Origin of the sequence: Streptomyces chiangmaiensis (assembly GCF_036281785.1) — a bacterium.
GTDB classification, from domain to species: domain Bacteria; phylum Actinomycetota; class Actinomycetes; order Streptomycetales; family Streptomycetaceae; genus Streptomyces; species Streptomyces chiangmaiensis.
In genome coordinates this window covers 1-5,146 of the sequence record NZ_JAYWVC010000347.1, presented here as the reverse complement: position 1 = coordinate 5,146, position 5,146 = coordinate 1, and the positions used below count along the sequence as shown (strand labels likewise).

Sequence of the window (5,146 nt, the reverse complement as noted above, 5' to 3'; positions counted from 1 at the left end):
TGCGTTGCAGCAGCACGGTCGATCAGCCTGACACGCCTGTCCGCCGATCGACGGACGTTCCCGAGAACCTGCGGCTCACAGACCATGGATGGGGTTTTCGGCACCCGCACTGCCCAACGGACTCGGGCTCAACGGCGGTCTCGGTCATCTGGCGTCTCTCTCTTGATCATCAGATCCGCCGTTAGTTTTACCGTCCCGTACGGGGCGGCTCGCCGGGGTGCTGACAGTAGCCGACAACGTCGCGGCCCTCGTCGGTCGCCCGGTGCAGAAGGAACCCGCCGACATGCGGCCGCAGGCCCTATCCACGGCGCAGCCCGGGCTTCCGCTTTGTCGGGGCCACCGCATGGTACGGCGGTGCCCTGACCACGCTCCATCAGCTCGCACGCCCTCGCCCTGGAGCATCCGGAGATGTGGCGGCCCGTTGATCGCGGCGAAGACACTCGGGCAACCCAGAACGCTCTGTGCCCGTCCGACGGACCTACGAACAGCCGACCGAGCTGGCGAGGAGCACCAGGGAGCCCACGCTCTTGAAGGAGTGCTTGTGTCAGTGACCCCGTCTGTGGCACGGATGTACGTCATCGCCGCGGTGTACCGGCTGCGGCGTCGTTCCCGGCGCGGAGGCGACTCGTGACGTCGACGACGCCGTCGACGCTCGCGCTCAGGCGTACTGCGATGGGGATGAGGCTGCTCTGCGGCAGGGTGCCGCTGAGGGTCACTCGTCCCTGGGTGACCTGGACGGTGACCGCGCCCGGGTCGAGGCCGAGGGTCCGCGTCAAGATGTCCGTCATGATCTCCTCGCGGATCGTGACGTCTCGCCGCAGGAAGACGCGCACCAGATCGGCGCGGCTGACGATGCCCACCAAACGCCCTGCGTCGTCCACGACGGGCAGCCGCTTGACATGATGCTGGGCCATGGCGCGGGCCGCCTCCACGACCGACCACTGCGGCCGCGCCGTGACAGCCGGACTGGTCATCAACTCCTCCGCGATCAGCGCACGAGCCTTGGCGCGTTCTGCGGGCAGCAGGTGCGCGGCGGTCAGATGTCCGGCCGGATCAGTCTGGCTCTCCTGTTTGAACAGCAGATCTGCCTCCGACACCACGCCGACAGGACGGCCTTGGTCGTCGACGACCGGTACCGCCGTGATGTCGTGCTCCGCGAGGTGCTCGGCGATGTCCTTGAAGCTCGTACCTGGACGCACGCTTACGACGGCCGTGGTCATGAGGTCTCCGACCATCCGGTGCAGCATGTCACCGCTCCTTCCTCAGGCGCTTGCGGCACAGGTCCTCTCTCCACTGTCCGCTCCCTGGAAAGCACCCGCATCCACGGTCCGGGGCGTAGCAGGCCGGTGAAGGCTGAGGTCTCTCCTCAGCCTTCACCGCCGTCCTTGAGTCGTCGGGGACTGCTGGCCCCGGTACAGCTGGTCTAGGCCGATGAGCAACACATCGCCGTCGGCTTCAGCCGAGCGAAGGCCGGGGGTGAAACCGACGGCGCTGTAGCAGGCGGGCCGCGTGCGGGTGACGTCCTCGCCGCGGGCGGCGAGGAGGGCGAGGAGGTGACGGAGGTGTTCCAGGTGGTGCAGGTCCATGACCTCGTCCCAGCGTGCCACTCCCACCGACAGCAGTGCCTCGGAACAGTGGTCGGCCTCGCCGCGTACGACCACTTCGGCGTCCAGGTCGGCGTGGCGCGCCGGGTTGGGAAGTGAGCCGTGGCTTGCCGTTTCGGGGCGCGCACCGAAGACGGCCGGGTCGGCGAAGTTCATGACCCATTCCCGGCAGACCTGGGCGAAGTGCGGGCGCGCCACGGCAGCGTCGAAGACGGGACGTGCGCGACGCCAGACCTCGATGGCTTCCTGTTGCTCCAGCGCCGAGCGGTGGGGCCAGATCGCCGCGTGTTCGAAGGCCAGCAGCGGCTCCGCGATGTGCAGCCGGACCAGGTTCGGCCGGAAGGCGTCGGGCCCGCTGTGGAGCAGAGCGTTCGCCTGCAACAGCGCGAGACAGCGTGAGGCTTCGGTGAGCGGCGTGCCGAGGCATTCGGAGATCTCGCCCTGCGTCGAGCAGCCCGAGGCGATGGCGGCGAGCACGGAGTGGCAGAGCGCACGGTCCCAGTGGTCGGTCTCCTCCTGCAGCAGGTGATGGGCTTCCAGGAAGAGGGGAGTCCGGGGGTTGAGGACGGTTGTGCAGACCCAGGCGTCGAAGTCGTCGGTCCCGCCAGGGGCGTGGTCTCCGGCATAGCGCCGGTAGGCGAGGGTGCCGCCCACGACGGCGTGAACCAGCAGGGCGAGGCGGGGATCGGCGATGCCCCAGAACCGTGCGGCCTGCCGGAAGTCCAGCGGACGAATGGTCAGTTCCAGATCAGCCAGCTCGTGCAGCGGTGAGGCCGTGCAGAACAGACGGTGCATCACCGGCAGGGCGCTGCCGCTCAGCAGCAGGCGCGTACGGTTGTCCCGCCCCGATTCACGCAGGCGGTGGTAGGCCCTGTGGATGATGGAGGGAAGCGCGGGACTCTGCCGTACGAGGTCGGAAAACTCGTCGACGACGATGAGGACAGGCCGCCCGTCGCCCAGCGCGAGCAGGGCGTCGACGGCGTCCTCCCAGCTCCGCCAGTGGTTCGGCGGCGATGTGCCCGTGTGCAGGGTCAGCTCGTCGCGGAGTCGGCGCAGGGACTCGCCCTCGGTTGCCGGCTGTGCCCCGAAGTAGAAGCCGCCCACGGCTGCGGTGAGAGCCTTCAGCAGGTACGTCTTGCCCTGCCGCAGCCGTCCCGACACGAATCCGAGGCCGGCTCCGGCGCGGGTGTCACAGGAGAAGGCGACGAGTGCGTCCCACTCGACATCGCGGTCGAAGACCGTCTCGGGCTTCGTGGGGTGGGAAAGGTCGGGCAGCGACACGGCTGCTCCCATCGCTCGGCAGCACTCCCTCAACCAGTACAACGTCGAATGCCGCACGCCGCGACATACGCGGTCAGGCCGCCCGTGCGCCGGCGGAGCAGGTTGTCAGGCTCGCGGCGGAAAGGAACATGCGGTGTGGGACGTGTACTCATCCATCTGCACCCGATGGCCCATGGTCGCTTCGCAGGAGCAGGACTGCCAGTCGGTGTTCGTCGCGAAGGAGGCAGCAGTGTTGGATGCCTGCTCGGCGCTGACTGCGGGAGGGCCGAGGGAGCGCGGCAGACCATGCTGCACCCGCAGGAAGGGGTACAGCAGTAGCACCGAGAGCGGCTACATGCTGCGCGCGTACACCGGCCACGGCTGTTCCTCGGGCGCGCGTACACCGGCCGGTCGGTACACCAGCCTCTCCGGCCACCAGGCGTCGGCGAGGCTGTTCGCCGTGCGGGGAGGCGTCCGTACCGACGAGGCCGGGATCGTGACCGGCGACCTGGCAGTACACACCACCTGGGACGGCGAGCGGGCCGAGGCGACGGTCCAGTACAGCGGCACTTCCCAGTGGTTCGCCTTTACCACAAGCCTGGTGCCCTGCAATTCCGAGCAGGACAGCGGTTGGACGGGTTGGCTCCAGCATTGCGGATGCGGCTGCTGGACGAGCTGCGCGGTGCGCTGGTGGGCGCGCTGGACGAGGCCCGGGGGTGGAGGCGACGGCCGCCGCAGCGGCTGAGGGGTCGGGGCTGCGGCGGATCGGGAAGTTCTGCGGGGTCTCGCACGAGCAGGTGTGGCGGCTGCTGGCCGAGGGGGCCGGGAACGGCGGGCCGGTCAGCTGATGACGGTCTCCTGTGCGGTGCGCAGGGCGCGGAGCTTGCCCGCGGCGAGCTCGGGCGGGAGCCGGAAGTGGTAGCGGCCGGACAAACGCGGATGTGGTCGTGGCCAAGCCGGGGGAAAGCCGGGCGAGGTCGGCGTCGGAGACGTGGATAGAGGGCAGACAGCACCTGACCACCGAAGCGGCAGGGCCGGGCGTCGGTCGGGGGCCGTCACACTCCCCGCCCGGCGCCCGGGGCATACGGCCCGGTGGGGGTCATGTGGTCGCCCGGATGTGGCGGTGGGGTCGGGTGACCAGCCCCCACCGCCACGTTGCCGTCACGCTTGGGTGATCTCGATGTGGTGCTGCTTGGCCGCCTGGGTCTTGGGGACGGTGACGGTCAGTACCCCGTCGGCCAGCGTCGCCGTGATCTCTTCGGCCTTGAGGTCTGCCGGCAGTAGGGCCCGGTACTCGAAATGCCCGGTGCGCCGGGTACTGCGGCGTAGGACGCCTTCATGCTCGCGATCCTTGTACTCCCCGGTGATGCACAGTTCCCGGTCGCTGACCTCGACGTCGATGTCCTCGCGCTTCATACCGGGCAGTTCCGCCTCGACCACGTAGGCGTCCTCCGTTTCGTGCAGGTCGGCCAGTGGTGACCAGGCCCGGACGGAGGGCGCAACACCACCGGCGGACTCCAGGAACCGGTTCATCCGCTCGAAGAGATCATCGAGCTCGGCGGCGATCGGCTCGCCCCAGCCCAGGGAGGGGAACGGTCGTTCCAGGAGCCGTCCGGGCCGGTGGTGTACAGGCAGAGTCATCGCGGTTCACCTCCGCGAAACGACGGCATTCGGGTCATTTCCATGCTGCGGGTATCCGTCGCGGCCCGCGAATCGGACCGCCGGCGACCGGCTCCGGACCTCCAGCCGCGGACCCATCTGATCAGCAGTGCCTGTCATCCCTTCGCGCGGATCTACTCCACAGGCTTCGTGCCTGATCAGTGGGGTGTTCGTTGTTCCCGGCAGGATGGCAGGCATGGGTCACTGGGTGTACGTCTTCTCGGGTTGTCCCGGCTCGGGGGACTACCAGCAGATCGCGGATGATGCGGAGCCGGGCGATGTGGTGTTACAAGCATCTCCAGCCCTCGGCTCGTGGAGGCGCCCCCACCGGGGACCTGCGCAAGTGGAACGCGGTCAGCCTCTTCGGCGGGCGGCGCCTGTGTGGGGGAGCGGCAGCCGGCGCCGATGAGTAAGGCGCGGCCAGCACGCAGGCCCGGCACCCTCCACGGTGCTGGGCCTGTTCGGGTGCTGGGGTCAGATGACGCGGATGTTCTCCGCCTGGAGGCCCTTCTGGCCTTGGGTGACGTCGAACTCCACGTGCTGGCCCTCCTGTAGTTCGCGGTAGCCCTGACCGACGATGTTGGAGAAGTGGGCGAAGACGTCCGGGCCGCCGCCCTCCTGCG

General features: G+C 69.0%; 6 protein-coding genes. 1 reads left to right on the top strand and 5 read right to left on the bottom strand.

What is annotated here, in order from left to right:
• Positions 1–575: 575 nt before the first annotated feature.
• The 3 genes from VXC91_RS42105 to VXC91_RS42095 form a co-directional block, all read right to left on the bottom strand.
• Entirely contained in the window at positions 576–1,247 is a 672-nt protein-coding gene (locus tag VXC91_RS42105) for a CBS domain-containing protein (protein WP_329512635.1), read from the bottom strand.
• A gap of 126 nt (positions 1,248–1,373) precedes the next feature.
• Positions 1,374–2,897, bottom strand: a complete 1,524-nt coding sequence (locus tag VXC91_RS42100) for an AAA family ATPase (protein WP_329512634.1) — start codon at positions 2,895–2,897, stop codon at positions 1,374–1,376.
• A 93-nt stretch (positions 2,898–2,990) separates the two neighbouring features.
• Entirely contained in the window at positions 2,991–3,179 is a 189-nt protein-coding gene (locus VXC91_RS42095) for a potassium-transporting ATPase subunit KdpA (RefSeq protein WP_329512637.1), read from the bottom strand.
• A 40-nt stretch (positions 3,180–3,219) separates the two neighbouring features.
• Between VXC91_RS42095 and VXC91_RS42090 the strand changes: the two genes are divergently transcribed.
• Complete coding sequence (locus tag VXC91_RS42090; protein ID WP_329512633.1) at positions 3,220–3,609, top strand: hypothetical protein; 390 nt, start codon at positions 3,220–3,222, stop codon at positions 3,607–3,609.
• Between the two features lie 416 nt (positions 3,610–4,025).
• On the opposite strand, the gene VXC91_RS42085 is transcribed toward VXC91_RS42090, so the two are convergent.
• Positions 4,026–4,505, bottom strand: a complete 480-nt coding sequence (locus tag VXC91_RS42085; protein ID WP_329512632.1) for an Hsp20/alpha crystallin family protein — start codon at positions 4,503–4,505, stop codon at positions 4,026–4,028.
• 492 nt (positions 4,506–4,997) lie between these two features.
• Positions 4,998–5,146: cold-shock protein (locus VXC91_RS42080; protein WP_329512636.1), on the bottom strand; the 149-nt coding region annotated here is incomplete at its 5' end.

Excerpts from the sequence above, each read along its gene's own strand:
- VXC91_RS42100 (WP_329512634.1), bottom strand. The coding sequence starts at position 2,897 with ATGGGAGCAGCCGTGTCGCTGCCCGACCTTTCCCACCCCACGAAGCCC.
- VXC91_RS42105 (WP_329512635.1), bottom strand. The coding sequence starts at position 1,247 with ATGCTGCACCGGATGGTCGGAGACCTCATGACCACGGCCGTCGTAAGC.
- VXC91_RS42085 (WP_329512632.1), bottom strand. The coding sequence starts at position 4,505 with ATGACTCTGCCTGTACACCACCGGCCCGGACGGCTCCTGGAACGACCG.
- VXC91_RS42090 (WP_329512633.1), top strand. The coding sequence starts at position 3,220 with ATGCTGCGCGCGTACACCGGCCACGGCTGTTCCTCGGGCGCGCGTACA.